Origin of the sequence: Nocardiopsis protaetiae (assembly GCF_045446735.1) — a bacterium.
In the GTDB taxonomy this organism is placed as follows: domain Bacteria; phylum Actinomycetota; class Actinomycetes; order Streptosporangiales; family Streptosporangiaceae; genus Nocardiopsis; species Nocardiopsis protaetiae.
Genome location: NZ_JBJJBV010000438.1, coordinates 1 through 3,590, shown reverse-complemented (window position 1 = coordinate 3,590; position 3,590 = coordinate 1). Strand labels below are relative to the sequence as shown.

Below are 3,590 nucleotides of genomic sequence, written 5' to 3'. Positions count from 1 at the left end.
GTCCCGTCAGGGGCGGGCGCGCCGGGCGCCCGGGGACGGGACGGTACCTCGACCGTCCCGACCGGTCAGGCGCATTCCTTGCAGACCAGCTGCCCGGCCCGCTGCTCGGCGAGCTGGCTGCGGTGGTGCACCAGGAAGCAGCGCGAGCAGGTGAACTCGTCGGCCTGACGCGGCAGCACGCGAACGGCGAGCTCCTCGCCCGACAGGTCGGCACCGGGCAGTTCCATGCCCTCCGCGACCTCGTCGGGGTCGATGTCGATCGTGCCGGTGCCCTTGTCCACGCGCCGAGCCTGCAGCTCCTGAAGGCTGTCCTCGTTGATGTCCTCGTCAGTCTTGCGCGGGCTGTCGTAGTCGGTGGCCATCTCTGCTAACTCCATCCCCCTCGTTCAGTGCCTCGTCGCGCGGGTAGTAACGCTTGAGAGACCTCGGTTGTGCCCGGTTCGGCCGATGAGTTTCCCGATTACCGGTGAACCGTGCCCCCTCCCGGGCCACCGCTCACAGGTCAGCAGCACTTTTTTCGGGACCGTGTCCGAAGGCGGCCAAGAAGAGTCGCCGCTTTCGACCCGGTTTCCCCTGGAGTACTACCCGGCATCGGGTGCCCCGTAGACCTGGAAAAGCCGTTTCGCCCACCCCGGACAAAGCGCGGATCACTCCCTCACCGCGGGCGAAAACCGAAGACATGCGCACGTCAGGAGGGATTCCCTCCGTGTCCACGCCCGAGGCAGCATACCCACCCGAGGTCGGCGCACGTGACCCGGATGGGCGTGTCTTCGGACACGTATAGATACCACGAAGCGTGGCGTGACGCAGCTTGGGCCCTATTACTTCGCCCCAGGCGATATGTTCGGCGGGCCGAAAGGGCCCGGTTCAGCGCCGTTCGGGCGTCTCGCCTGATGGGACGGGAAGGCAGACCGTGATCACCAGTCCGCCACCGGAACGCGGCCATGCGGTGACCACGCCCTCGTGGGCGCGCACCACCGAACGGACGATGGACAGGCCCAGTCCGGCGCTGCGGCCCGACCCCACCCGGTCGCCCGAGCCGCGGCGGAACGGCTCGAAGAGGCCCTCGATCTCGTAGGCGGGGATCACCTTGCCGGAGTTCTCCACCTGCACGGCGGGCAGGCCCTCGTACAGGCCGCTGCGGACGGTGATCTCCCCGTCGGGGACGTTGTACTTGAGGGCGTTCTCCACCAGGTTGGCGACCAGCCGCTCCAGCAGGACCGGGTCGCCGACGACCACGGCCGGGCGCAGGTCCTTGCGCAGGCCCAGCTCGGACTCGGTGATGTCGGAGGCGAGCTGGCTGAGCACCGTGCCGGCCACCTCGCCCAGGTCGACGCGGGCGCGCACCTCCAGCTCGCGATCGCTCTTGGCGAGGAAGAGCAGGCCGTCGATGAGGCGTTCGTGGCGGGCGTTGGTCTCCAACAGGGTCCGGCCGACGGACTTCAGGTCCGAGGAGACGTCCGGGGCGCTGAGCGCCACCTCCAGCAGGGTGCGGTTGATCGCCAGGGGCGTGCGGAGCTCGTGGGAGGCGTTGGCGACGAACCGGCGCTGGCCGTCGAAGGCGCGGTCCAGGCGTTCGAGCATGCCGTCGAAGGTGTCGGCCAGCTCGCGGATCTCGTCGTCGGGCCCGGACAGGGCGATGCGTTCGTGCAGGTCGCGCTCGGACAGCCGGCGCGCGATGCGGGTGATCTTCTGGAGCGGGGACAGGGCCCGGCCCGCCACCGCGTACCCCAGGGCCACCGCGAGCAACCCCACCAGGAACAGCGCCAGCAGCGAGAACCGGGTGACGTGGGTGAGGACCTCCTCGATGAGGTACCCGTGCGCCGCCAGCTCCGCGGCGCTGTCCTCGCTGAGCAGGGCGTTGAGCAGCACCGCCACGATCAGGTAGTTGACCAGGACCAGCACCGAGCCCGCGGCGAAGAACAGCATCCCGTAGATCAGGGTGAGCCGGGCGCGCAGGCTGAGGTTGTCGGCGAACCGGTGGACCCGCTCGGAGGCGGCCGACCGCTCGGGCCCCGGACGGGCCGGGTCGGCGGCGCCCAGGCGGCGCCAGGTGCCGGTGTCCCCCGGGCGGGTGGGCTCCACCCCGGCACCGGCGGCCGCGGGCCGCGGCCGCCCGGAGGGCTGCTCGGCACCCGGGCCGGGCGGTCTCACAGCCGGTACCCCGCGCCGGGGACGGTCTGGATGACCGGTGGTGCGCCGAGCTTCTTGCGCAGGGTCATGACGGTGACCCGCACGACGTTGGTGAAGGGGTCGGCGTTCTCGTCCCAGGCCTTCTCCAGCAGGCCCTCGGCGCTGACCACGGTGCCCTGGGCGCGCATGAGGACCTGGAGCACCGCGAACTCCTTGGGCGTCAGGGCGATCTCGCGGCCCTCGCGGTGGACCCGGTGGTTGGCCGGGTCCAGGGTGATGCCGTGCCGCTCCAGGACGGGGGGCAGCGGCGGGGTGGAGCGCCGGGCCAGCGCCTGCACGCGGGCCACCAGCTCCGGGAAGTGGAAGGGCTTGGCCAGGTAGTCGTCGGCGCCCAGGCGCAGGCCCTCGACCTTGGCCTGGACGGTGTCGGAGGCGGTGAGCATCAGGATGCGCCCGTTGTAGCTCTCGCCGACCAGGGTGCGGGCGACGTCGTCGCCGTGGGTGCCGGGCAGGTCGCGGTCCAGGACGACCACGTCGTAGTCGTTGACCGCGGCGTGCTCCAGGGCGGTGTCGCCGTCATAGACCACGTCGACGGCCATGGCCTCGCGGCGCAGTCCCACCGCGACGGCATCGGCCAGGACACGCTCGTCTTCGACCACGAGTACACGCACGTCTAGTCCTCTTCGGTACCTGGGAAAAAAGGGGCCGCTGCCGGCGCATCCCCCAACACACCGGCAGCGGCGTTCTCGGTCCCGGCCGCGTCAACCGTTCTTTCACGGCGGGGGTAAGGAGACGGTAAACCCGCCGCGCCGTCGGCGCGAACCGGACCTCGTCCTCACCCCGCGCCGGAACGGGCGCTGGGCCGGGAGTCTCACGACCCCCTTTGTGCGCGGGGCGTCGCCGTCGGCGAATCCCCCAACCGCCGACGGCGACGTAACCCCGCACATCTCGAATCTGACACATCAAGAATAAGAAACAAGTAAGCACCGGGCTTTACCCGGAAATGTGTGATGGGACACGTCCCGCGAACGCGCGGATACACGGCCCGCGCCCCTTCCGCGGCCGCCGCCGGGCGAGCGGCGCGACGCCCGCCCACGGCGGCTTTTCCATCCTACGGAAGGCGGCCGCGATCGGGGGGCCGATCACGGAAACATCACGCACCGGGGCCGGTGGTTTGACCTGGATCACAGTGCGGTAGACGTAAAAGGCACGCGCGGACCCCGAGCCGAAGGCCGGACCGCGACGTGCTCGCATGTCACAGGGACGTGACCACACCGCATTGCGCACGCACGGCAACGTGCGCGACACCGACTGCGACCGGAGCACGGGAGTCCTCCGGTCCTACCCCTGGAAGAGGTGCAATGGGCGAGTTCTTCGCGGAGATCAAGGTCCGTATCAGCGAGACCCGCGGTGCGCTCCAGTCGGCGCAGGCCGCCGGCGACGAGTTCCTCGTCGAC

At 70.4% G+C, this 3,590-nt stretch carries 3 protein-coding genes; all 3 read right to left on the bottom strand.

Annotated elements, in window-relative coordinates; all coding sequences use genetic code 11:
* Nucleotides 1-65 precede the first annotated feature (65 nt).
* The 3 genes from ACJOT3_RS33485 to ACJOT3_RS33475 all read right to left on the bottom strand — a co-directional run bounded on the left by ACJOT3_RS33485 (nucleotide 66) and on the right by ACJOT3_RS33475 (nucleotide 2,804).
* Complete coding sequence (locus ACJOT3_RS33485) at nucleotides 66-362, bottom strand: DUF4193 domain-containing protein (protein WP_220565672.1); 297 nt, start codon at nucleotides 360-362, stop codon at nucleotides 66-68.
* A gap of 505 nt (nucleotides 363-867) precedes the next feature.
* On the bottom strand, nucleotides 868-2,085 hold the full coding sequence (locus tag ACJOT3_RS33480) for a sensor histidine kinase (protein WP_406977142.1): 1,218 nt from the start codon (nucleotides 2,083-2,085) through the stop codon (nucleotides 868-870).
* A 65-nt stretch (nucleotides 2,086-2,150) separates the two neighbouring features.
* Complete coding sequence (locus ACJOT3_RS33475) at nucleotides 2,151-2,804, bottom strand: response regulator transcription factor (protein WP_406977141.1); 654 nt, start codon at nucleotides 2,802-2,804, stop codon at nucleotides 2,151-2,153.
* Nucleotides 2,805-3,590: the final 786 nt, after the last annotated feature.